The organism is Salinispira pacifica (assembly GCF_000507245.1).
Taxonomy (GTDB): domain Bacteria; phylum Spirochaetota; class Spirochaetia; order DSM-27196; family Salinispiraceae; genus Salinispira; species Salinispira pacifica.
This window is the reverse complement of the sequence record NC_023035.1, coordinates 3,094,351-3,116,347: the sequence shown is the minus strand read 5'-3', so window position 1 is coordinate 3,116,347 and position 21,997 is coordinate 3,094,351. Positions and strand designations below refer to the sequence as shown.

Genomic DNA, 21,997 nt, shown 5'->3' with positions numbered 1-21,997 from the left:
CTGGGTACCTTCTCCCGGCTGATACTCTCCCATGCATTTTCCGGCGGTGCCGACGTGTTCGGATATTTTACCGTGCAGAGTAATATTATGGTTTTGGTGTATCTGCTGTTGGAAACCGCACTGTTGCTCCATCGCCGACGCAAAGCATCTGCGGGATTACGGGGATCCTCGTCGGGTGCACTTCGGGCAGCAGCATCCGATGAAGGGGACCCGGATGGCGGATCCGCTTCTTTGCTCCCTTCGGGACTCCACGGTGGAGTTCTTCTCTATATTTTGATAACCGGGCTGGTGTTCAACACCATGCTCGCGCCTTCTGTGGAAAGCAGCGGGTATGATTTTCTGGTGATTCATCTGAATCACAGCATTACGCCCCTGCTCTTTTTCCTGGATTGGCTGGTAAACCGACCCAGGGGTTCCCATCATTGGCATCAGCTGGGTGTATGGCTGATCTACCCTGTTGGCTACGCCCTGTTCGCCAGCCTGGAAGGGGCTGCCGGAGGGAACTTCCGCTACTTTTTCCTGGACTTCACTCAGCCTCCCGCCGCATACCTTGCACAGATCATCTCTGTAGTGGGGATATTTGTGCTTGCCGCCTGGGTGATTATATTTATCAACCGGCGGATTGTTCCGGAACGGCATGGCGATTGAGCATCTTCGAGCCGTGCACAGCAACACCTGCCGGGGCGTTGAGCAAAACCGGCAAGTTTCCGATTGAGTTTGCCCGCCCCCTGGTGATACCATTGATCAGGAGATGCTATGAAACATGTCCCCCTGTGCTGTGTGGCGCTGCTTTGTCTGGTCTCATCCCTTCATGCCGACGACAAATCTCATTATCTGAAACTCCTGGATAATCAGTCGTTTGAAGAGCTTGAGCTTCATTTACACGATTGGGAATCCCGGAATCCCGATGACCCGGAAATGCTCATCGCCTGGTTCAACTATTACCTGAACATGGGGCGCACAAGCGGCATGGTTATGGAGAAGCGGGATGATCAGCCGGCCGGAAGCTCCATGGCGATTAGCGATCCCGATACGGGAGATGTTATCGGATACATGTATGAGCAGACTGAGTACGACCCTGAAATGGTCGGGCGGGGAATATCCTATTTAAACCGTGCCCTGGAACTGTATCCAGACCGCCTGGACATCCACTTCGGGAAGATTAAGACCCTGGAAGATCTGGGTGATTATCAGGCAGAAAGCCGAGCGCTTCAACATGCCATAGAAGTATCCTCTGATATTGCCAATCAATGGTTCTGGTCTGATTATGAGGCGCTGGAAGACGGAAAGGCGTTTTTCATCGGCAATATACAGGATTACTATAGTCACTGGTTTAATGACGGGGGAGATACTGCCATAGATGCAATACGATCCGCCGCTGAGACCCAAATGAAGGAATTTCCCGGGCATCCCTATGCGTACAATAATATGGCGCTGTCCCACCTGGTGAAAAACGAGCTGGAAGCAGCGCTTCCCTATCTCCTTGAAGCCGAAACACTTTCGCCGGAGGATTACATCGTCATAAACAATATTGCCCGGGTCTATTATACTCTGGGAGACAGCGAATCAGCCCGGCGGTATTTTCTGCGGCTGAGGGATTTCCCCGATTCAATAAATCAGGATTACGTGGAACGGGCATTGGAATCGCTGGAATAAAGCCCAGCCCAGGGGTAATTCTGCTGCATTCTCTGCAGTCAGAGTTTAATGCTTTAGCTGTGCACGGAAGCTTGTGAATCACTGTTTTTTCCGTTAAAAACCAGCATATGTAGTGCCTGAAAAAAAACCGGCACCATCGGTACCGTGGAAATTTTTGGTGTATATATTTTTCACAAGCTTTGGTGCACTGTATAATGCCTTAAAATACAGCTGAAAAAAATAACTAAACGAACAATGGAGTTGAAATGATACACAGTTTAAAAGGCGTCAGCCCCGATACAAAAGAAAGCCGGTTTATTGCATGGAATGTAGAAGTGGTGGGGGATGTAATCCTGGGAAAGGATACAGGTGTGTGGTACTCGGCCAGCCTCCGGGGGGATATGGCCCCGATCCGGGTAGGCGACCGTACCAACGTACAGGACAATGCGGTTCTTCATGTAGATACCGACTTGCCCCTGGAAGTGGGAAGCGGAGTCACCATTGGCCATTCTGCGATTCTCCACGGCTGCCGCATCGGGAACGACTGCCTCATCGGCATGGGTGCAATTGTGCTCAACGGAGCTGAAGTGGGTGAGGGCTCGGTGGTGGGCGCCGGCGCACTGGTCACCGAAGGAAAAAAGTTCCCTCCCCGCTCTCTTATAGTGGGAAGTCCGGCGAAGGCCGTGAAAGAGGTGGATGATCAGATGCTGGTGAAAATACAGGCGAACGCCCGGGCGTATGTGGACATGGCCCGGGATCACCAGGAAGGCTGCGAACCGGTGGGGTAGCATGCCCCCGCACCACACACAGGATTAACATACGGTAATATTCGGTTCGATTTACCTATGGATGAACCGGTGCAATTACCAGCGGATGAGGTTTCCACCGTAACTCAAGCCTGCACCGAAGCCGACGGTGAGAAGCGTCTGCCCGGGGGAGAGCAGAGACCGTTCCCGCATCTCTTCCAGGGCAATGGGAATGGACGCCGCCGATGTATTGGCGAAGCGGTCCAGGTTCATGAAAAACTTTTCTATGGGCAGTTTCAGCCTGGCTGCCGCAGCTTCGATGATTCTTGCATTTGCCTGGTGGGGCACGATCCAGTCCAGTTCCTCGGGAGCATTGCCGTTTCGTTCACACAGTGCCTTGATTGTTCGGACGATGGCGTCAACTGCAAAGAGATACACCTTTTTTCCGTTCATGCTGATGGTAAACTTCCGGGGGTCAGGTGATTCGGGGGCTCCGGGAACTCTGGTTCCTCCCGCCTCCCGAGTCAGGGCACCGGCGTCCGAGCCCTTGGATTTCAGCCAGGAATCCAGAATAACATGTCCTTCAGGGCCGGTATCTTCCACCAGGGCGGCTCCTGCGCCGTCTCCGAAGAGCACACAGGTGTTTCGGTCCTTCCAGTTGGTGATTTTGCTCAGCACTTCGCTGCCGATCACCAGGATCCGCTTCATGCTTCCTCCGGCCACCATGCCCTTTGCCGATTCCAGACCATATACAAAACCGCTGCATCCGGCCTGAAGATCAAATGCCCCTGCATTCTTACAGCCCAGTCCCTCCTGGACCAGAGAGGCGGTGGAAGGAAAGGGATTGTAGTCCGGAGAGGATGTGGCAACCAGCACCAGGTCCACATCTCCGGGATCAAGACCGCGGCGCTTTAAGACTTCACTTCCCGCAACAATCGCCAGGTCCGATGCGAAGGTTCCGTCATCGGAGATACGCCGTTCCCTGATGCCTGTATGGGACTGTATCCATTCGTCGCTGGTATCGACTTGTTTACTGAGCTCTTCATTGCTCAGAATCCGGGGTGGTACATATGAGCTGAGTTCACTGATTCCGATAGTCATGACCCAAGTATAGGGCGGGAAGGGGATCGGCCACAACAGGTTTTTGCTGTGGTTTTTCACCCCTGATCATATCTCTCAACCCCGGCCGGGGCTGTTCACTGGACTAAAAAACAACGATATAATTCAGGGGAATTGATTTTGACGTTGCTCATGGGTGCCCTGTGTTGGACAGAGAGAGACAGACTGCCGACTACTACATTTCAAAAGTGAACCGGTCTCTGGATTATATTGAGGATCACTTTCACTCCGACCTGAGCATCCATGAAATTGCCTCCTTTGCGGGAATATCCCCATACCATTTTCACCGGATCTTCCAGGCTGTAACCGGCGAATCCCTCTATGCCTGCGTTATCCGGTTGAGAATCGAACGGGCTGCTGCCCGCCTTCTTACCACCTCCATCTCCGTAACAGAAGCGGCATACAGCTGCGGCTTCAACGATGCCGCTACCTTTTCCCGGGCATTCAAAAAACAACTGGGACTCAGCCCTTCCATCTGGAGACGAAAAAAGCAGAAAGGACAGGATTTCGGGAAAATGCGCAAGATTGATCATGCCCACACCGGCGGATCAGGCTACAATTTTTCCAATAGCATGAACGGGAAATGGCTAATAACGCCCCTGGGGGTGGATCTGAAGGAAGAGCCGGCGCGAAACATCGCCTATGTCCGGAGGCAGGGAGCCTTTGCGGGTGATCCGGGCTTTTTCCGGGACTTGTATTCGGATATGAGCCGTCGCTACGGGCTGATATCCCCGGAAAAGAAACGGATCTACGTGATCTACCACAATCCGCTGGGTATTACCCCTGATCAGCAGCTCAGGGTTTCCATGGGATTCGAAGCGGACGAACCGGAGGACGCTGTGGCAAATCCGGATGTCATCCGGCTGGAGGAAGGTCTGTACATTCAAGCCCGCTACGAACCGGGAAACCGGGAGTACGGAGGGGCATGGAGCGACCTGTACCGGAATATCCTGCCGAGCCGCGGACTGGAACCCCGGGACGGATTCGCATACGAACGCTATGCGCCGGACTGCCATGATCGAAACCGCGGCGTGACAAGAGTGGATATCTGCGTTCCTGTTCAAAAACTGAAATAGGGGGAGAGTTGAATGAGTTACATCACCCTGGACAAACACAATCTGGCCGGCGAACACATCTGCTGCGGGATATCCGACAAAAAAAGCCGGGAGAGCTACGAAATGAAAAAAGCCTGGCTTGGGGAGCGATTCGATGAAGGGTACGTATTTCGCAAGCTGGATGAGCGGGCGAAAGTATTTATCGAGTACGGCCCTGCCGAGCATGCCTGGGTTCCGGTGGATGCCCCGGGGTATCTGATACTGGGCTGTTTCTGGGTTTCCGGGCGATTCAAGCAAAGCGGACACGGAAAAGCTTTGCTGGCATCGGCCCTTGAAGATGCCCGAAAGCAGGGTAAAGCCGGGCTTGCCGCCATAACCGGGAAGAAGAAATTCCATTTCATGAGCGACGGTGCGTGGCTGAAACGCCAGGGCTTTACCGTTGCCGATTCCACAGAGGACGGCTTCGAGCTGCTTGTCCTGTCAGCGGCCGAACCAGCGGCCGAAACTGCGAACGAACCAGGTGGCGGAAACACCTCTCCTGTCACCATGCCCGTATCGCCGGTTTTCCGGGACTCGGTGAAGACCGGCAAGGTCCCCGGGGAAGACGGGATCTCCGTACTCTATTCACATCGATGCGTGTTCACGGATTATCACGTAACCCGTTCTCTGAAAGAGAGTGCGGAAAAACGGGGAATCCCCCTGCATATCACCAGAATTGAAAGCCGTGAACAGGCGCGGGACGCCTGCTCACCTGCAACACTGTTTTCCATGTATTACAACGGCCGCTTTGTCACCACGGATGTCAGCGCCTGTATGGATTCCAGGATCGATAAATTTCTGAAGAGCTGATCACCAGATCCCCGGGCAGTTCTCAGGGCAATTCCCGGGTGTCGGCATGCAGGAACCGAATCCTGGTTGGATCAGGAAATGCAATGGGCAAGCTGTAACGAATTGGCTTTGAGAAGATAGCCCGGTTTGGAAGTGTTGTTGTCCGGGAATACGATTTCAAAATTGTCAGGGGAGGCGGGCAGGTCGGGGTTCCGGGAGGCTATGGTTTCAAGAAGCTTCATGCCATCCATCACCAGTGTTGTGGCCCCCTGATGCAGCCGGACTCCTCCTGCAAAGAAGTAGAAATGCTCCCGACCCTGGCTGCTGAACCCTGTGCAGTCCAGGGGGCCGGTTACTGTGTACACTTTCAGCTCTTTCAAACCCGGAATTTCCTTTTTATAGATTGTGCGGAACGATTCCTGTTCTGCAGGCGAAATAATTCTGCTGTGAATTTTATTCTGCATAATTTTTCGTTGGATTCTTCCAACCTTGAACAGTCTGATCAAAATGCGGCTCAGGGTATACCCTCCGCTGATTAATACGAAAAGGGCCAGAGCGTAGTACAGAATGTCGAGCATAATTTTTTCCTCTATATCTATTTGGGTTGTTCACCGTGATACGAGCCGTATTGAGTTTGCCCTTCATGCGGCAAAGTCATATACTCACGGAAAATGAGAACCTTATCAGAAAATTACAGCATATACAGCTACGGCGATACAATTCCGAACATTGCAGAGAATGTTTTTATTGCAGACGGTGTGAGAATTATCGGTGATGTGGAGATCGGTGAAGATTCGGGTATCTGGTACAACACGGTGATCCGGGGGGATGTTCACTACATCCGCATCGGTACCCGTACCAATGTCCAGGATAACTGTATGCTCCATGTTACCCACGATACCGCTCCCCTGAATATCGGAAACGGGGTCACGGTGGGACATCAGGTAACCCTTCACGGATGCACGGTGCACGATTACTCCCTTATCGGGATCGGCGCAGTGGTTCTGGACCATGCGGTGGTGGAGGAAAACGCCTTCGTTGCCGCAGGAGCGGTGGTAAAGCCGGGGTTTCGTGTTCCTTCAGGCACTCTCGTTGCCGGGATTCCGGCGAAGGTGGTTCGGGACCTGACACCCGATGAGATAAAGGATCTGCCCGCCAGCGCCGATCGCTATTTTGCCTATGCTCAGAAGAGTCTGGACAGCCCGCGGATCTGATCAGCAGGTACGCGGGGGACGGTGAACTGATCCTCCAGGATATCCAGGAAATTGGCGGCGGATTCGGGTATGCTGTCGTATCCCAGCAGGATGGATGAGCTGCAGTCCTCGATTTCCGGCTGGCGGAGTTCAATTCTCCTCTCGATGGAGTACGGATCCCGAACCGCGGCCTCAGGCGAAACCTCCACACCCCGCTCCGATGCGGTCATTTCCAGAAGCTCCAGAAACATGGAGTACGCATGACCGCTGATGAATCTCCAGGCTGAAAGCTTCTCCCCCCGTTGAAATCTGCACATTCCCACATAGATACAGCTGAGTATCTCTCCCAGAAGCCAGGAGCTGTCTCTGGAAGGAACCTGAACGCCCGGGCTGCCGCCCCGTTTTTCAGCTCCTTCTTCCGGGTCTGCAGTGCTTCGTGTTGCATCATGCGGATCTGCATCGTTCGGATCTGCATGGTTACGGGATGGGTCACGGACTCGGGCTGAGGGATTTTTCAGAGCCTCATCCAGCTCCTCTCTGCGGAACCACCAGCGGCCGGGGGCATATTCAGCCTCTTTCAATTCGTCAGATGTGAACACTGCGTTTTCCGCATACACCCCGTCTTCATAAAACAGTTTAAACCCGTCAGGGGTGTTCTGAAATATCCAGGTTACCCGGGCGCCATCCAGGCTCAGCCAGCGGGTATCTTTGAGAAAGTCTGCCTTTTTGCCTTCCTTCACGATGAGAAAAAAATCCAGGTCGGAAAAATCATCCAGCCTTTCGATTTCCCCGCCTACCGAGCCCAGTCCCAGAAGTCCCAGGACATCGCTGTTGTTCTGCAGGGACCGGGCCAGCTGCTCCATTCTGTTTTTCAGCACTTCGGTTTTCTGCGGCATGGTATTTCCTTATTCATACGGGAGTGGTTGCACCCCATGGGTTTGAGCCCGCCGTGCTTTTTGAAGAATCAAGGCGTGTTTCAACATTCTTCGGGGCGTCAGAAAGAGCATATCCGAAAAATCCGGAAAAATCGCTAGACTTTTTTTCCAGGACTAGACATACTGTGAAGGTAGTCGTATACTACCAGAAGTTGGAGAGAGCGGGGCAGCCTTCCTGAAGAGAGGGCATCAGGATACATAATGATTGAGGCAACAGAACATAGAGTCTTCCACGCATCCTCGGGACGCATGGGGCAGCTGGAAGACGGATCGGTGAATCTGGTGGTGACCTCGCCTCCCTATCCCATGATCCAAATGTGGGATGAACAGTTCAGCGGTTTTGACCCCGAACTGGGGTCGGTACTTGCCGGAGATAAGGGGCCGGAGGCATTTGAGCGCATGCATGTGATGCTCGACTCAGTCTGGGAGGAATGCTTCCGGGTTCTGATCCCCGGCGGAATGATTGCAATAAATGTCGGAGATGCGACGCGTAAACTGGGAGCGCATTTCCGGCTTTTTCACAATCAGAGCCGCATTATCCATACGCTCAGAAGACTGGGCTTTCATATTCTTCCCCAGATCATCTGGCGGAAGCCCACCAACGCACCCAATAAGTTTATGGGAAGCGGTATGCTTCCCGGGGGAGCGTATGTGACGCTGGAACACGAGCACATCATTCTTGCACGGAAGGGCGGAAACCGCCGTTTCAGCACCAGCGATGAAAAGGAGCTGCGTCGGCGCTCGGCCTATTTCTGGGAGGAGCGGAACCTCTGGTTCTCCGATCTCTGGGAGATACGGGGGGCGCGGCAGCACCTGAGCATCCCGGAATTCCGCAGCGACAAGCTGTTTATGCGTACCCGGAGCGCAGCCTTCCCCATGGAGATCCCCTTCCGCCTCATACAAATGTTCAGTGCACAGCAGGATACGGTGCTGGATCCCTTTCTGGGCACCGGCACCACCAGTCTGGCAGCAGCGGCCTCAGGCCGCAACTCTGTGGGATTTGAGGTGGACGGAAGAATTCTCGAGAGCATGGAAGATGATTTCACCAATTCCCGGGATTACCTCATGGGGCTGCAGTATCAACGGCTTCAGGATCATCTTCAGTTTGTACACAGCAGGCAGACATCAGGAAAAGAGCTGAAATATGAAAATATTCACTACGGATTTCCGGTGATGACCGCCCAGGAGCGAAAGCTGAAACTCCAGATACTGGAGGAGCTGGGGGCAGTTGAACACAGGGGCGGCAATCCGAGATTCACCTTCCAGGCCCGGTATGAGGATTCCCCGCCGACTAAATATCGTCAGGGTCAAGCTTCGCGTACCACGGCCTCTTCAGCAGAAGAACAAGGGCGGACATCGCCGTAAGCAAATTCGAGAGAATCATTCCGATCCAAATCCCTTCCGGGCCCCAGCCGAGGACTGTCACCAGAAGAAAAGCAACCGGAAGACGGATCCCCCACAAGCGCATGGTATTCAGGACGGCAACCGGTCTGGTGTCTCCGCTTCCCTGAAATGCTCCGTTGAATACGGTGAACAGGGCGAAAAACACCACAGAGGGACTCACCAGCCTGAATAAAATCGCCCCCCATCGGATCACCTGGGGATCTGGCACGAAGAATCCCGTCACCGAGTTGCCGAAAAAGAAGGTGACAGTCATGGAAATACTGATAAACACCAGACTGGTGAGACTTGCCTGGCGGAGGGCAAGAAAGGCCAGGTCCCGGCGGCGTGCACCCAGCTTCTGCCCAACCATCACCGATGTTGCCTGGCTCAGACCCATTGCCGGCATCATAAAGAGATTGATAATTCTGCTTCCCACATTGAATGCGGCAATCACTGCAGTTCCGAAGCTGTTGATAATGCCCTGCAGCACGGTAAAGCCCAGGGCTGCAGCACTCTGGCCCAGACTTGCGGGCAGTCCGATTCGAATGATCAGCTTGTACGCTTTGGCGTCTGGGCGGAGATTTTCGGGTTTCAGCTGCAGGCCGCTGTCCCGGAACAGAAGTACCGCCAATGCCAGGATGGCGTTCAAGGCCCGTGCGATGAAGGTCGCCCAGGCGGCCCCCGCCACTGCCATGGCGGGAAAGACCCCAATGCCGAATATCAGAAGCCAATCCAGAAGAATGTTCACAGCCACTGATATCATATTGATAATAAACGGCGTCATGCTGTCGCCCATGCCCTGAAATGCCGCCTGAAGGGCAAAGGTGAGAAACATAAACGGAAGGCCCGCAAGAACCACCCTCAGGTAGCCCAGGGTGGGTGCGTAAATGACTTCGGGAACCGCGATCAGACGCAGTATGGCGGGAATCGCAATCTGGATCAGGGGAGTGATGATCAGACCGCCCAGCAGCATCATGCCGGTAAGCTGCCCCAGGTAGAAATCGCTGCGTTCCGGGTCTCCCCGTCCCTTCGCCTGGCTGATAAGCGTCCGCCCCGCATGGCTGAAGCCGCCGCTGAAGAGGATGAGCAGAAAAATAATATTGAAGCTGGTAGCCGGGGAACTTACTTCATTTCTTCCAAGCTGTCCAAGGAAATAGGTGTCTGTAAGGTTGTACAGGGTCTGGAGGAAATTCGTGAGCATAATGGGACCGGCGATGAGCAGCAGCTGGCGGTATACATCCCGCTTTTCACTGGGTTCAATGCCGGTTCCCGGTTTGAGAAAATTTTCCTGGGACAAGTTTCCTGCCTTTTGCTGCGGTCAGTCTTCTGCGCTTTGAGCAGTCTGAATGATGGTTTCTATGCTCTTCTCATCAAGACTTTCCTGGTTTTCGGTGATGCTGGCCACTTTCTTCAATATAAAACGGGCAAATCCGCTTAATTCTTCGAGACGGATTCTGCCGCCGCAGCTGCCCGCAAAGCGTGCATGGGCCAGAAGCCGGGGGCTGAAGTTGCTGTCCACATATTCTTTTCCCGTTTCACCCCTTGCCATTGAGGAGACATAAAGTAGAAGCGCTCGTTGGGTGAGTTCTTCTTCGTTTCGCTGCCAGTACCGTTTCATGGCGCCTGTTATGGATCCGGCCCGGATTCCCGCACCCAAAATGACGGTTGAGTATGCTGAAGGGTCGGGCTTGTTTTTCACATCTTCCACATCCGCCTTAATTCCCGAGGTTCGTAATCCTTCCTGAATTTTCAATGCAATGTCTTTGGTCGCTCCGCCGCGACTGGAAAATACTATGAGTACCATTATTCCACCGTCTCCTTAGCTTCGCCTGTTTCCTTAATATACAGGTATTTATTTCTGAAATACAACGAAATATCGATCAGCACCATTGTACCGTTCAGGGCATAGAAAAAGATCACCGGATCGAAGGAATAAAATATCTTGTGAAAGATACCGGAAATATACCCGATGAGCAGGGCGAAGAGAAAAACCAGGCTCTTACCTGCAATCTGCCGGGATTTCCACGACCGGTAGATGGAGAACGGCCACGCCAGGCCGAAACAGACCAGCATGATAATTTCGAAAACACTCATATCCATATGGACTCCTGTGATGGTTCTGGTTGGACCCCCGCCTCTCAGGGGAACTGCCGGAGGTCATTGTTCAATATATTGTATTTGGAAAACTTGTGCCATGCCCTGTAGAGGATTAGACTGAAAGTATGAAGGGGATTCGTGCATTGAAATTTGCCGGTGCCTGGTATCCTGCTGATATCCGGTCTCTGGACCGAATTTGGCAGAAGGCTCAGCTATCTCTCCACCCTGGGGGTGCACCGCCGGCACCTGCCAGTACGGCGTTCGGGGCGGTGCTGCCCCATGCAGGACTTGTCTACTCCGCCGCCGCTCAGCTTGCGGCTCTTCAGCAGTTCAGTCTGGAGAACAGCCACATTATTCTCATTGCACCCAGCCATTATCAGCTTCTCCGTGGATATGAATTTTTTTCAGCTGATATTTCTTCCATGGAAACTCCCTATGGAAACCTGAGGGTTCAGCTGCCCAGGAATCCGGGGGGGCTGGTGAGATATCCCCTTGCCCAACGGGCGGTGGAAGACGAGCATGCGATTGAACTTCTTCTTCCGGGGATTGGGGCATTGATCCGGGGAGAGCTTCCGGGAACCGCCCCCCGGAAAGATTCGGAGATTTCATCCATCACCCTTGAGCCTCTGCTCACCCCCCGGCTGGATCTGGCAAATCGGGATGCTGCACGGAAGCAGATCATTGAGCTTGGACGGCAGCTGGATGAACGGATTGCTGAGCTGGAGGCCCGAGGCCGGAAAACCCGGATCTTTGTCAGCAGTGATTACAGTCATTACGGGCCCCGATTCTCCCACACGCCGGCGGGAGGTCTTGCCAGCAGTGATGCCAGGCGAAGGCTCAGGCTGCGGGATCTTTCTGTTGCCTCAGCTGCCGCCGCAGGCCGGTGGGAGGATGCCCTGGAGATTATGCGTGAGAACGTTCCTCCCAGCATCTGCGGTATTGCCGGAATTCTCGCCTTCGCCCGTTTTGCCTCCATCAGGGGACTCTCAGGCAGGCTCTGCGCATACTACAGCTCCGCAACTCTGGGGGCGCTGGATGCACCGGCACCCGGTGGAGTCAGCGAACCCCACCCCGTTTTCAATTTCAGCGGCGACGATGTTCTGGAGGAGTTCTATGACGGAAGTCAGAACTCGGTATCCTACTGCAGCGGGGTGTGGTATGAGTCCTGACCAGGCTTCCAGCGGACCATCCGGTCTTCCGTCGCCGAATCCACGGCAGAAGCTCCTCCTTCTGGCATACATCCGCCGGGTGCTGAGACACGATCTGGGCATGGAGGGGACGGATTCCGGGGATGTACCGGGGCACGGTTCCGATTCAATTTCCGCCTCTCCTTTTGATCCTCCGGCTGTTTCAGCCGTGGAGTTTTCCGGGGACGAGCGGGTGCTTCTCAAACCCTTCCTCTCACTTCGCTGCGGATTATTCGTTACTCTGAAGAAATCCCGGGAGCTGCGGGGCTGTATCGGCCGGATTGTTACAGACCAGCCTTTGGAGCACAGCCTGGCCGCGGTGAGCCGTAATGCGGCATTCCGTGACCGTCGTTTTCCGCCCCTTCAGGCCGGCGAACTCCCTGAATGCGAAATTTCCCTCTCACTTCTCAGCCCGCCCGAACCTGCAGAGGGGCCGGAAGCATTCCGGGTGGGTGAACACGGAATTATTATCTCTCTTTCCGGCCGTTCGGCGGTGTTTCTTCCGGAGGTTGCCGTTGAACAGGGGTGGGATGCCTCGCACACTCTTCAGCGCCTCTGTCTCAAGGCCGGGCTTCCTTCCCATGCCTGGCAGGATCCCCGGATGAGTTTCCAGCTGTTTTCTTCTCTCCATATGTCTGAATCCGATCCTGATATCTCCCCGGGGGCACCATCATGACCCCGGAGCAGGCCCGATCCCGGGATCAGTCTCAAAATCAAAATCAGAAATCGGGCACCCGCATGTCCCCGGCAGATTCAGACAGAATTACCTGTGACTTCTGCGCTTTCCAGTGCAGGCTTGCCGACGGTGAGGAGGGCCGCTGCGGCGTACGGCTGCGCCGGGGAGGCGAAATTATCAGCCGCTACCCCATGGAGTTTATCCCCCCCAGAAGCGAAGCGGTGGAGAAAAAGCCCCTGTACCATTTTTACCCCGGAAGCCGGTGTCTTTCCCTGGGAGCCTTCGGCTGCAATTTCCGCTGCAGCTTCTGTCAGAATTATCAACTGGTGCACCGGGAGTACCGCCATCCGGGGCAGTACCGGGCCTACAGCCCGGAAGAGATCACTTCCCTCTGGGAAGATGCCGGAAAGATTCCCGTTGCGTTCACCTATTCCGAACCGGCGGTATGGCAGGATTCCATGTTCGCCGTTTCCAGGGAAGTGAATGCCCGGGGCGCAAGCTGCATTATGGTGAGTAACGGATTTTACTCCTACGATGCATGCAGCAGGCTTATGGAGCAGATTTCCGCCTTCAACATCGACCTGAAAGGCCCGGGTGATTTTTATCCACGCTACTGCAGAGGCGGCCTTAAGCCGGTGATGGAAAATATCCGAAGGATCGCACGCTCCCCCGACCATGTTCTGGAGGTGACAACCCTGGTGATCCAGGATCTTCACAGTCGGGATGAGATCGTAGAAATCGGAAAGCAGCTGGAGGATGGGGGCGTCAAGGTGTGGCATCTCAGTCTGTTTCATCCCGCCTATAAGATGAGTCATATCCCGCCCACATCTCCGGATTTTGTTACTGATATAATAGATGAGTTCAGGCAGCGGGGCGTGATCCCCCATATATATCTGGGGAATGCCCGGGTGGAGGGCTACGGCAACACCCGATGCTCCAGCTGCGGTGCAGAGTTGATACACCGGGACGGGTACCGCATCCGGTCCCGTGTCCGGACCCGGAAAAATCAGCAAAAAACCGGCCGCCGGCATAGTCATACGGATCCCGGGGGATCGGCTTTTTGTCCTGACTGCGGTACAGCTCTCTACGGAAGATATGACTGAGGGACATGGGCGGCGGAAGAACCGGATTCAGCGAAAATTCACGAATGACATTCAGGAATGAGCGCTTTTTTATCGATACCCGGATATTTATAAATAAATACACTTTTCTGTTTGCCAGATTCACAATGTCGTCCTATAGTAGAAATATCTGACAAAAACACTCGGTGTTTACGATTAACGTAGGTCTGAAATGAATGATCGTTCAATTATGGTTCCGGGTGCATATATGACCTGTTTCGGCGTCTTTTGAGTTTTTTTCTGGCCGTCGCCGGGCAGAAGTCGTATGCTGAATAGTAGGACATCCCAGCCCGCCGCGGGCCGATCGGACTCCGGGCGGGTGATATTGGTAAGGAGTACGTCTTGATACATGAATTTGATGCGGTAATTATTGGTGCCGGCGGATCGGGCCTCTATGCTGCGCTGGAAGCAAGCAAGTCTTCCAAAACAGCGGTGATTTCCAAGCTCTATCCATCCAGAAGTCATACAGGTGCTGCCCAGGGCGGTATCGGTGCGGCCCTGGGGAACTATGAAGAAGACAAGCCCGAGTGGCATGCCTTCGACACGGTGAAGGGTGGAGATTATCTGGTGGACCAGAAAGCCGCCATGATTCTCGCCGAAGAAGCAGTGCATGCCGTGTACGATCTGGAAAACAAGGGTCTGCCGTTTTCCAGAACCCCCGAAGGAAAAATCGGTCAACGACGCTTCGGCGGTCACACCAGGAATTTCGGAGAAGCGGCGGTTCGCAGATCCTGTTATGCAGCGGACCGGACCGGTCACATGATTCTTCAGACCCTGTATCAGCAGTGTATTAAGAATGATGTGTCGTTTTTCGATGAGTTCCAGGCCGTGGAACTGATTATGGACGGTAACAAGGTGGCGGGTATTGTGGCCCTGGAATTGAAAACCGGGGAGATCCACATTTTCCGTTCCAAAGCGGTGATGTTTGCAACAGGCGGTTTCGGCCGGATGTTCAAGACCACTTCCAATGCCCTGGCCAATACCGGTGACGGTCCGGCCCTTGTGGCCCGTGCGGGAATCCCTCTCATGGACATGGAGTTCTTCCAGTTTCATCCCACCGGAATTTACAAGATGGGAATTCTCATAACAGAGGGTGTTCGCGGAGAGGGGGGAATCCTTCGAAACTCCAAGGGCGAACGTTTCATGGAAAAATATGCGCCAACCCTTCTGGACCTGGCTCCCAGAGATATGGTCAGCCGGGCCATTATGACCGAAATCGCCGAAGGCAAGGGAATCCGGGGTGACCGGGGTATTGATGATTATGTCTATCTGGATGCCACCCATCTGGGCAGGGAAGTGGTTGAGGAGCGGATACCGGATATCGCCGACTTCTGCCGAACCTATCTTGATGTGGATCCGGCGGAGAAACCCATGCCGGTTCAGCCCACCGCCCACTACGCCATGGGGGGAATCCCCACCAACGTCCACGGACAGGTCACGACAGGTGCTCAACTGTATGAAGGACTTTACGCCGCCGGAGAGGCTGCATGTGTAAGCGTTCACGGAGCCAACCGGCTGGGAACCAACAGTCTGGTGGATCTGGTGGTGTTCGGACGCCGTGCCGGCCAGCATATTGCAGAGTATGTGAAAGGCGCTGATATGCCGGCTCTGCCCTCCGGAGCAGGAGATGCCTTCCGGGAAAAGCTTGCCCGCCTGAAAGACGGCAAAAAGGGCGCTCATCCCGGCCCGATTTTCACCGAAATGCAGGAAAGCATGATGAAAAACGTCGGAGTGTACCGCACCGAGGACGAAATGGCCCAGGCGGTGAAGGATGTGCAATCCCTGAGGGACCGGTGCCATGAGCTTCGGGTGGAAGATCCTGCTGCCCAGTTCAACTCGGACATCCTCGGAATCCTGGAGCTGGAGAATCTCCTGGATATCAGCCTGATAACGGCCGAAAGCGCACTGAACCGCAGGGAAAGCCGGGGCGCCCACAGCCGTAAGGATTTTCCCGACCGGGATGACAAGCAGTGGCTGAAGCATACACTGGCAGGGATTGACGGCGACAAAGTGAAGATTGATTACAAAGAAGTGGATACCAGCATCTGGGAACCCAAGCCCCGGAAATACTAGGAATAGAGAAAAACCGGAGGATACAGAGCATGAAAATAACATTGGAAATACAGCGTTTTAATCCGGGCAGGATTCGGCCCCCTTCTTTCAAAAATATGATGTGGAGGTAAATCCAACCGACCGGGTTCTGGACGCCATTATCGATGTAAAGCGGAATCAGGACGGTTCCCTGGGCTTTCGTCGGAGCTGTGCCCACGGAGTGTGCGGTTCGGATGCCATGATCATCAACGGCAAAGAGGGTCTTGCCTGCAAAACCCTTGTACAGGATGTTGCTTCCGGAGACGGCGATGTGGTGAAGCTGATTCCCCTGAATCACCAGGCGGTACAGCGGGATCTGATGGTGGATCAGACCGATTTTTTCAAAAAATACCGTGATGTGAAGCCGTTCTTTATTCCCGCCGTGGATGATCTGCAGGGCGAAGCGGAGCAGCCCCAGACCGTGGAGGAACGGGATGCCTTCGACGATCCCACCAAGTGCATCCTCTGCTCGGCATGCTATTCGGCATGCCCGGTACTGGATAAAAAACCCGACTTTATCGGCCCGGCAGCCATTGTGCAGGCGGCCCGCTTTGTGAATGACAGCAGAGACAAGGGACTTGAGCCGCGGCTTTCGGTACTGGACAGTCCCGACGGTGTGTGGCCCTGTGAAAACAACTTCAAATGCACCGAAGTCTGTCCCAGGGAAATACCTATTACCAAGCTGATCAATCAGACCAAACGGCAGATCAAAGCCTACCGCAAAGAGCGGGGGGAAAGCATTAACGATGACGGACAGGATGCCGCCCAGAAAGCGGCGCGAAAGGCCGCCAGGGAAAAATCTAACTAAGTACATGGAAATACGGGGCTGTCTGATTCCCAACTCAGGCAGCCCTCTTTTCAATACACAATTTGGAGAACTGAATGAACGTACATGAGTATCAGGGAAAGGAATTGTTTCAATCCTACGGCATAGACGTGGGTCCCCAGTATCTTGCCACAACTGCGGCGGAAGCCAGAGATGCCTATGAGAAGCTGGGGGGAACCGTTGTGGTGAAAGCCCAGGTTCTGGTGGGCGGCCGGGGAAAAGCCGGCGGTGTGAAGGTTGCAAAGAGCGCCGATGAGACAGAGGCCCGGGCTAAGGAAATACTGGGTCTGGACATTAAAGGACTGAAAGTGGAAAAGGTTCTGATTGTTCCGGCATCGGATATTAAAAAAGAATTTTACGTGGGTCTGACCATGGACCGCTTCAACAAGTATCTGGTGTTGATGATGAGTGCGGAAGGGGGAGTTGAAATAGAGCAGCTTGCGGTTGACCGCCCCGACGCCATCAAGAAGTTTCCCATTTATCCTTCCCGGGGAATCGACTGGAAGGCACTGAATCCTGTGCTGAAGGAAGTGTTCGGAACCGACGATCTGGCAAAACAGGCCGGGGAACATGTTGAAAAACTGTTTCAGATATATATGGAGAAGGACTGTACCCTGGTTGAGATCAATCCCTTTGCAATTGTGGATGACGGCAGACTGATGGCCCTGGATGCCAAGGTGAACTTCGACGATAACGGTCTGTTCAAACATGCAGATGTCGAAGAGATGCGCAATCCCGAGGAAAACAGCCAGGATGAGCTGGATGCCAAGGCTGCGGGGCTGAGCTTCGTGAGCATGGACGGGAATATCGGATGTATTGTGAACGGTGCCGGACTGGCCATGGCAACCATGGATATTATCAAGCTGTTCGGGGGAGAACCTGCGAACTTTCTGGATGTGGGAGGCAGCTCCAATCCCAACAAGATGGTAAGCGCCATCAAGATCATCCTGAACAATCCCAAGGTGGACGCCATCCTGATCAATATTTTCGGCGGCATTACCCGCTGTGACGACATTGCCAATGGACTTCTTATGGCGATGAAAGAGGTGGATATCAAAGTGCCCCTGGTGATCAGGCTGATCGGAACCAATGATGAAGAGGGCCGGAAGATTTTGCAGGATGCGGGTCTCAAAGCATCAACTGATCTTAACGAAGCGGTGAAGAGTGTGGTGGCCGCCATATAATCCGGCGTTCAGCCATGGAGGAATATATCAATGAGCATACTGATAAATGAAAAAACGAATGTACTGGTACAGGGCATCACCGGAAGGGACGGAAGCTTCCATGCCCGCACCATGCTGAAAGACGGCACCAATATCGTAGCAGGGGTTACCCCCGGCAAGGGCGGTCAGGAGATGGACGGAGTTCCGGTGTACAACAGCGTGGCCGATGCCAAGGCAGCCCAAAAGATCGACGCAACGGTGATCTTTGTTCCCCCGAAGTTTGCAAATGCGGCGGTGAGGGAAGCTGCAGATAACGGCATTCCCCTGATTATCTGCATTACCGAAGGGGTGCCGGTGAACGAAATGCTGGATACCTATCATTACGTGAAAGAGAAGGGGCTCACTCTCATCGGTCCCAACTGTCCGGGGGTGATCAGTCCGGGTAAATCCAAGATCGGAATCATGCCCCTGAAAATTCACAAGGAAGGCCGGATCGGGGTGATCAGCCGCAGCGGAACCCTCACCTATGAAGTGGTCCATGCCCTCACCACCAACGGTATGGGGCAGTCAACCTGCGTGGGCATCGGCGGCGACCCCATTGTGGGTTCCAGTTTTATTGATCTTCTCAAGCTTTTTAACGAAGACCCGGACACCGATGCGGTGGTGATGATCGGAGAAATCGGCGGTGAAGACGAAGAAGCAGCTGCGGATTTCATTAAAGATAACATGAAAAAACCTGTGGCGGGATTTATATCCGGACGCACCGCCCCTCCGGGAAAGCGGATGGGACACGCAGGGGCAATTATTTCCGGTGGCAAAGGAACTCCCGATGCCAAGGTGAAAGCCCTTGAAGATGCGGGAGTAAAGGTTGCGAACACCCCCAGTGAGATTCCCGGAATTTTGAAGGAAAAACTGGCCTGAAGCGGCGGACAGCCGCCGGAAACGGATGTGACAGAGGCCGGTGCCCGGCAGGTATCCGGTGTGCCGGCTGTTGCGCTCCACATACAGGGATGGCAGTATGATAGGAAATTATCTACATCTGAGCGACGCGGATTTTATCGATGAGCTGTATCGTGAATGGCAGAAAGATCCCGATTCAGTGGATGAGCACTGGAAGGGATATTTTCAGCGTCTGCACAACGGTCAGCTGGATGCGGCGCTGGAAGGAGAGGGATTTACCGATCCCCGGGAGAACCGGAACAGCGGACCTGTGGCCGGTTCCGGGGAGCCGGCAATTCTGAATCCCGAGAATCCGGATACCGGTGCCCGGGGGCTGACCAGCTCGGGAATGAAAACCCCTCTTCCCGTCAGCCGGGACAGCCAGGCATACAAACAGTCCCGGGTAAACGCCATGATCTGGGCTTACCGGGATATCGGCTATCTCTACGCGGAACTCAATCCCCTGAAAGGATATATCACACCGGACCTGTGGTACATGATGTTTTCCATCGAGGGCACCTACGAGACTCTCACCCTTGAGGAGTTCGGGTTGTCTGAGGAAGATCTTGATACCACCTTTCTCACCGGACGCTTCATGCCCGAAGAGAGCCTGACTCTCAGGGAAATTGTTGAACGGATGCGCAGAATTTACTGCGGTACCGTGGGATCCGAGATTCTCCACATACAGAATAAGGCGGTACGCAACTGGCTGTTGAAGCGGCTGGAAGGGGAAAAGGCCCGGTCACCCTGGGGGCCTGATGAACAGGTCCGGTTTCAGCGGGATCTGATCAGGGCCGAAGAGTTTGAACGCTTCATCCACTCGAATTTTATCGGGCAGAAACGCTTCTCTCTTGAAGGGGGGGAAGTGCTTATTCCTGCCCTGCATTATCTGTTTGATCATATGCTAGAATACGGAGTGGAGGAAACCGTGCTGGGTATGGCCCATCGTGGCCGCCTGAATGTATTCGTGAATGCCATGGGAAAGCCTGCCAAGGATATTTTCGCCCGTTTTGTTGATAATTATGTTCCCCATACCTACGGGGGCAGCGGGGATGTGAAATATCACCTGGGGTTTTCCACCGATTACCGGCCGGAAGGCCGGGATGAATCCCTGCACATCGGGCTGGTTGCAAATCCCAGCCATCTGGAAGCGGTGAACCCGGTGGTTGAAGGGAAAACCCGGGGAGTTCAGCGCAGGAGAAAGGATCGGCACCGGAAAAAGGTGATACCTGTTCTCATTCACGGTGATTCTGCATTTTCCGGGCAGGGTGTGGTTGCTGAAACCCTGAATTTGTCCCAGCTGAAGGGGTATAAGACCGGCGGGACTATCCATATTATCGTGAATAATCAGATCGGGTTCACCACCGCAAGCCGTGACAGCCGTTCCACGTTTTTTGCCACGGATATTGCCAAATCCATTTCCATCCCCGTGTTTCATGCAAACAGCGATGACCCCGAAGGGGTGGTGTGGGCCATGGATCTTGCGCTGAAATTCCGTCAGAAATTCGGCCAGGACGTGATTGTGGATATTATCTGCTATCGCCGCCTGGGGCATAACGAGGCCGACGAACCCAGTTTCAGCCATCCCAAGATGTACAACCAGATTAAAAAGCACAAAACCGCACGTGAGCTCTATGCTGATACCCTTGACGACCAAGGCGTGTGGAAACTGACTGATCAGAAAGAGTACAGCAAGCGGTATGTGGGGGAATTGAAAACCCATCTGAATGAGGCCCGTGAAGGCTTCGAGCCCAGCATGGATGACGCCTACCAGGGTGCAGTTTGGAAGGATTTCCGGCGCACGTACAGCCATGAGCCGGTTCCCACCGGTGTGGAACGCAAGACGCTGGATAAAATCGCCGAAGTGCTGGTCACCCTTCCGGACAATTTCCATGTACATCCCAAGCTTGAACGGTTTACCAAGGGGCGCAGAAAACAGTATTTCGAGGATGACGGCATAGACTGGGCGTTCGCCGAGAGTCTTGCCTTCGGGTCTCTTCTGTTGGAAGGCCACTCCATCCGGCTCAGCGGAGAGGATTGCCGACGGGGTACCTTCTCCCAGCGACATGCTGTGTGGTGGGATGTGGAGAGTTCAGAGCCGAAATCCTATGTTCCGCTGCGGTTCATGGAAGATAATCAGGGCTGGTTTTCGGTATATGACAGCCCCCTCAGCGAATTTGCAGTTTTGGGTTTTGATTACGGATACAGCCTTGCCATGCCCAACGATCTGATCCTCTGGGAAGGACAGTTCGGAGACTTTGTGAACGGAGCCCAGGTGATTATCGATCAGTTTATCGCCGCGGCGGAAACCAAGTGGTTCCGCTCATCGGGACTGGTGATGCTTCTCCCCCACGGATATGAAGGTCAGGGGCCCGAACATTCCAGTGCATTTTATGAACGGTTCCTCAGTCTCTGTGCGGATCAGAATCTGCAGGTGGTGAACGCAACCACTCCCGCCCAGTATTTCCATGTATTGCGCAGGCAGATGAAGCAGGATTACCGCAAGCCCCTGATTATCATGAGTCCCAAAAGTCTGCTCCGCTCCAAGGACTGCGCCAGTTCGGTTGCCGAGCTGGAAAACGGCCATTTCCAGACCGTCATCGACGACCGGGCGGATGCAAAGAAGGTCCGCAGGCTCATTCTCTGCAGCGGCAAGGTGTACTACGACCTGATCGCCCAAAAGGAAGAGCGGGAAGCGGAAGATACGGCAATTATCCGGCTGGAACAGCCCTATCCTTTCCCGGCTGAGCGATTGAGCGAAGTGATATCATCCTATTCCAAGGCTGAACGCTTCCTCTGGGTCCAGGAGGAAACGGAAAACCGCGGAGCATGGCAGTTCGTTCACTACAGACAGGAGCGGTTCATGCCTGAAGGTCGCCGGCTTGAGTATGTGGGGCGGAAGGCCTCACCAAGTCCGGCAACCGGAAGCCATAAACAGCATGCTCAGGAATTGGCGGATATTATGGAAGCCGCATTTTCGTGAGTGAGAGTGTGTAGGGCGCC

Annotated in this window: 20 protein-coding genes and 1 pseudogene; 15 read left to right on the top strand and 6 right to left on the bottom strand. The window is 54.0% G+C overall.

The features are described 5' to 3' along the window. The first annotated feature begins 72 nt into the window (after positions 1 to 72). From L21SP2_RS13630 to L21SP2_RS13620, 3 genes are all read left to right on the top strand, one after another. Positions 73 to 648, top strand: a complete 576-nt coding sequence (locus L21SP2_RS13630) for a Pr6Pr family membrane protein (RefSeq protein WP_144083014.1) — start codon at positions 73 to 75, stop codon at positions 646 to 648. Between the two features lie 108 nt (positions 649 to 756). Next, on the top strand, positions 757 to 1,656 hold the full coding sequence (locus L21SP2_RS13625) for a tetratricopeptide repeat protein (protein ID WP_024269139.1): 900 nt from the start codon (positions 757 to 759) through the stop codon (positions 1,654 to 1,656). Positions 1,657 to 1,901: 245 nt separating this feature from the next. Further along, a complete protein-coding gene (locus L21SP2_RS13620) occupies positions 1,902 to 2,423 on the top strand; it encodes a gamma carbonic anhydrase family protein (RefSeq protein ID WP_024269138.1) in 522 nt (173 codons plus the stop codon). A 75-nt stretch (positions 2,424 to 2,498) separates the two neighbouring features. Here the strand turns inward: L21SP2_RS13620 and L21SP2_RS13615 are convergent, their stop codons facing one another. Next, a complete protein-coding gene (locus L21SP2_RS13615) occupies positions 2,499 to 3,482 on the bottom strand; it encodes a beta-ketoacyl-ACP synthase III (protein WP_024269137.1) in 984 nt (327 codons plus the stop codon). Between the two features lie 161 nt (positions 3,483 to 3,643). On the opposite strand from L21SP2_RS13615, the gene L21SP2_RS13610 reads away from it, so the two are divergent. Together L21SP2_RS13610 and L21SP2_RS13605 are read left to right on the top strand one after the other, a co-directional pair. Beyond that, a complete protein-coding gene (locus tag L21SP2_RS13610) occupies positions 3,644 to 4,576 on the top strand; it encodes an AraC family transcriptional regulator (RefSeq protein WP_041401621.1) in 933 nt (310 codons plus the stop codon). Between the two features lie 12 nt (positions 4,577 to 4,588). Further along, positions 4,589 to 5,404 carry a YoaP domain-containing protein gene (locus L21SP2_RS13605; RefSeq protein WP_024269135.1) on the top strand — a complete coding sequence of 272 codons (816 nt, stop codon included), beginning with the start codon at positions 4,589 to 4,591 and terminating at the stop codon, positions 5,402 to 5,404. Between the two features lie 71 nt (positions 5,405 to 5,475). Here the strand turns inward: L21SP2_RS13605 and L21SP2_RS13600 are convergent, their stop codons facing one another. After that, positions 5,476 to 5,961, bottom strand: coding sequence for a hypothetical protein (locus tag L21SP2_RS13600; protein WP_024269134.1), 486 nt, complete (start codon positions 5,959 to 5,961; stop codon positions 5,476 to 5,478). A 93-nt stretch (positions 5,962 to 6,054) separates the two neighbouring features. On the opposite strand from L21SP2_RS13600, the gene L21SP2_RS13595 reads away from it, so the two are divergent. After that, positions 6,055 to 6,597 carry a gamma carbonic anhydrase family protein gene (locus tag L21SP2_RS13595; RefSeq protein ID WP_024269133.1) on the top strand — a complete coding sequence of 181 codons (543 nt, stop codon included), beginning with the start codon at positions 6,055 to 6,057 and terminating at the stop codon, positions 6,595 to 6,597. Here the strand turns inward: L21SP2_RS13595 and L21SP2_RS17540 are convergent. Continuing rightward, the gene (locus tag L21SP2_RS17540; RefSeq protein WP_024269132.1) at positions 6,567 to 7,472 is read right to left on the bottom strand and encodes a hypothetical protein; all 906 of its coding nucleotides are present in this window, start codon (positions 7,470 to 7,472) and stop codon (positions 6,567 to 6,569) included. The two genes, L21SP2_RS13595 and L21SP2_RS17540, sit on opposite strands and share 31 nt — an antisense overlap. 240 nt (positions 7,473 to 7,712) lie before the next feature. On the opposite strand from L21SP2_RS17540, the gene L21SP2_RS13585 reads away from it, so the two are divergent. Further along, complete coding sequence (locus L21SP2_RS13585) at positions 7,713 to 8,876, top strand: DNA-methyltransferase (RefSeq protein WP_081719636.1); 1,164 nt, start codon at positions 7,713 to 7,715, stop codon at positions 8,874 to 8,876. Here the strand turns inward: L21SP2_RS13585 and L21SP2_RS13580 are convergent. The 3 genes from L21SP2_RS13580 to L21SP2_RS13570 are packed head-to-tail and all read right to left on the bottom strand — an operon-like array spanning position 8,803 to position 10,994. Beyond that, on the bottom strand, positions 8,803 to 10,191 hold the full coding sequence (locus tag L21SP2_RS13580) for an MATE family efflux transporter (RefSeq protein ID WP_024269130.1): 1,389 nt from the start codon (positions 10,189 to 10,191) through the stop codon (positions 8,803 to 8,805). The genes L21SP2_RS13585 and L21SP2_RS13580 overlap by 74 nt on opposite strands. 21 nt (positions 10,192 to 10,212) lie before the next feature. Next, a complete protein-coding gene (locus tag L21SP2_RS13575; RefSeq protein WP_024269129.1) occupies positions 10,213 to 10,698 on the bottom strand; it encodes a flavodoxin domain-containing protein in 486 nt (161 codons plus the stop codon). Beyond that, a complete protein-coding gene (locus L21SP2_RS13570) occupies positions 10,698 to 10,994 on the bottom strand; it encodes a hypothetical protein (RefSeq protein WP_024269128.1) in 297 nt (98 codons plus the stop codon). Before L21SP2_RS13570 ends, L21SP2_RS13575 begins: the two co-directional genes overlap by 1 nt. A 122-nt stretch (positions 10,995 to 11,116) precedes the next feature. Between L21SP2_RS13570 and amrB the strand changes: the two genes are divergently transcribed. The 8 genes and pseudogenes from amrB to L21SP2_RS13525 all read left to right on the top strand — a co-directional run bounded on the left by amrB (position 11,117) and on the right by L21SP2_RS13525 (position 21,977). Continuing rightward, positions 11,117 to 12,160, top strand: a complete 1,044-nt coding sequence (gene amrB / locus L21SP2_RS13565; RefSeq protein ID WP_024269127.1) for an AmmeMemoRadiSam system protein B — start codon at positions 11,117 to 11,119, stop codon at positions 12,158 to 12,160. Next, a complete protein-coding gene (gene amrA, locus L21SP2_RS17535; protein WP_024269126.1) occupies positions 12,150 to 12,854 on the top strand; it encodes an AmmeMemoRadiSam system protein A in 705 nt (234 codons plus the stop codon). The genes amrB and amrA overlap by 11 nt, the downstream gene beginning before the upstream one ends. Further along, positions 12,851 to 13,957: a radical SAM protein gene (locus L21SP2_RS13555; RefSeq protein ID WP_024269125.1), complete on the top strand. Its 1,107-nt coding sequence runs from the start codon at positions 12,851 to 12,853 to the stop codon at positions 13,955 to 13,957. Before amrA ends, L21SP2_RS13555 begins: the two co-directional genes overlap by 4 nt. Before the next feature lie 360 nt (positions 13,958 to 14,317). After that, positions 14,318 to 16,048, top strand: coding sequence for a succinate dehydrogenase flavoprotein subunit (gene sdhA / locus L21SP2_RS13545; RefSeq protein ID WP_024269122.1), 1,731 nt, complete (start codon positions 14,318 to 14,320; stop codon positions 16,046 to 16,048). A 79-nt stretch (positions 16,049 to 16,127) separates the two neighbouring features. Beyond that, positions 16,128 to 16,874, top strand: a pseudogene (locus L21SP2_RS13540) (succinate dehydrogenase/fumarate reductase iron-sulfur subunit); the annotation flags it as partial. A gap of 74 nt (positions 16,875 to 16,948) precedes the next feature. Next, entirely contained in the window at positions 16,949 to 18,076 is a 1,128-nt protein-coding gene (gene sucC / locus L21SP2_RS13535) for an ADP-forming succinate--CoA ligase subunit beta (protein ID WP_024269120.1), read from the top strand. A gap of 30 nt (positions 18,077 to 18,106) precedes the next feature. Beyond that, positions 18,107 to 18,976 carry a succinate--CoA ligase subunit alpha gene (sucD, locus tag L21SP2_RS13530; RefSeq protein ID WP_024269119.1) on the top strand — a complete coding sequence of 290 codons (870 nt, stop codon included), beginning with the start codon at positions 18,107 to 18,109 and terminating at the stop codon, positions 18,974 to 18,976. 97 nt (positions 18,977 to 19,073) lie between these two features. Continuing rightward, on the top strand, positions 19,074 to 21,977 hold the full coding sequence (locus L21SP2_RS13525; RefSeq protein WP_024269118.1) for a 2-oxoglutarate dehydrogenase E1 component: 2,904 nt from the start codon (positions 19,074 to 19,076) through the stop codon (positions 21,975 to 21,977). Positions 21,978 to 21,997: the final 20 nt, after the last annotated feature.

Coding starts and splice junctions, on each gene's coding strand:
- L21SP2_RS13625 (WP_024269139.1), top strand. CDS start 757: ATGAAACATGTCCCCCTGTGCTGTGTGGCGCTGCTTTGTCTGGTCTCA.
- L21SP2_RS13585 (WP_081719636.1), top strand. CDS start 7,713: ATGATTGAGGCAACAGAACATAGAGTCTTCCACGCATCCTCGGGACGC.
- L21SP2_RS13600 (WP_024269134.1), bottom strand. CDS start 5,961: ATGCTCGACATTCTGTACTACGCTCTGGCCCTTTTCGTATTAATCAGC.
- amrA (WP_024269126.1), top strand. CDS start 12,150: ATGAGTCCTGACCAGGCTTCCAGCGGACCATCCGGTCTTCCGTCGCCG.
- L21SP2_RS13555 (WP_024269125.1), top strand. CDS start 12,851: ATGACCCCGGAGCAGGCCCGATCCCGGGATCAGTCTCAAAATCAAAAT.
- L21SP2_RS13620 (WP_024269138.1), top strand. CDS start 1,902: ATGATACACAGTTTAAAAGGCGTCAGCCCCGATACAAAAGAAAGCCGG.
- amrB (WP_024269127.1), top strand. CDS start 11,117: ATGAAGGGGATTCGTGCATTGAAATTTGCCGGTGCCTGGTATCCTGCT.
- L21SP2_RS13525 (WP_024269118.1), top strand. CDS start 19,074: ATGATAGGAAATTATCTACATCTGAGCGACGCGGATTTTATCGATGAG.
- L21SP2_RS13575 (WP_024269129.1), bottom strand. CDS start 10,698: ATGGTACTCATAGTATTTTCCAGTCGCGGCGGAGCGACCAAAGACATT.
- L21SP2_RS13595 (WP_024269133.1), top strand. CDS start 6,055: ATGAGAACCTTATCAGAAAATTACAGCATATACAGCTACGGCGATACA.
- sucC (WP_024269120.1), top strand. CDS start 16,949: ATGAACGTACATGAGTATCAGGGAAAGGAATTGTTTCAATCCTACGGC.
- L21SP2_RS17540 (WP_024269132.1), bottom strand. CDS start 7,472: ATGCCGCAGAAAACCGAAGTGCTGAAAAACAGAATGGAGCAGCTGGCC.
- sucD (WP_024269119.1), top strand. CDS start 18,107: ATGAGCATACTGATAAATGAAAAAACGAATGTACTGGTACAGGGCATC.
- L21SP2_RS13605 (WP_024269135.1), top strand. CDS start 4,589: ATGAGTTACATCACCCTGGACAAACACAATCTGGCCGGCGAACACATC.
- L21SP2_RS13615 (WP_024269137.1), bottom strand. CDS start 3,482: ATGACTATCGGAATCAGTGAACTCAGCTCATATGTACCACCCCGGATT.
- L21SP2_RS13570 (WP_024269128.1), bottom strand. CDS start 10,994: ATGGATATGAGTGTTTTCGAAATTATCATGCTGGTCTGTTTCGGCCTG.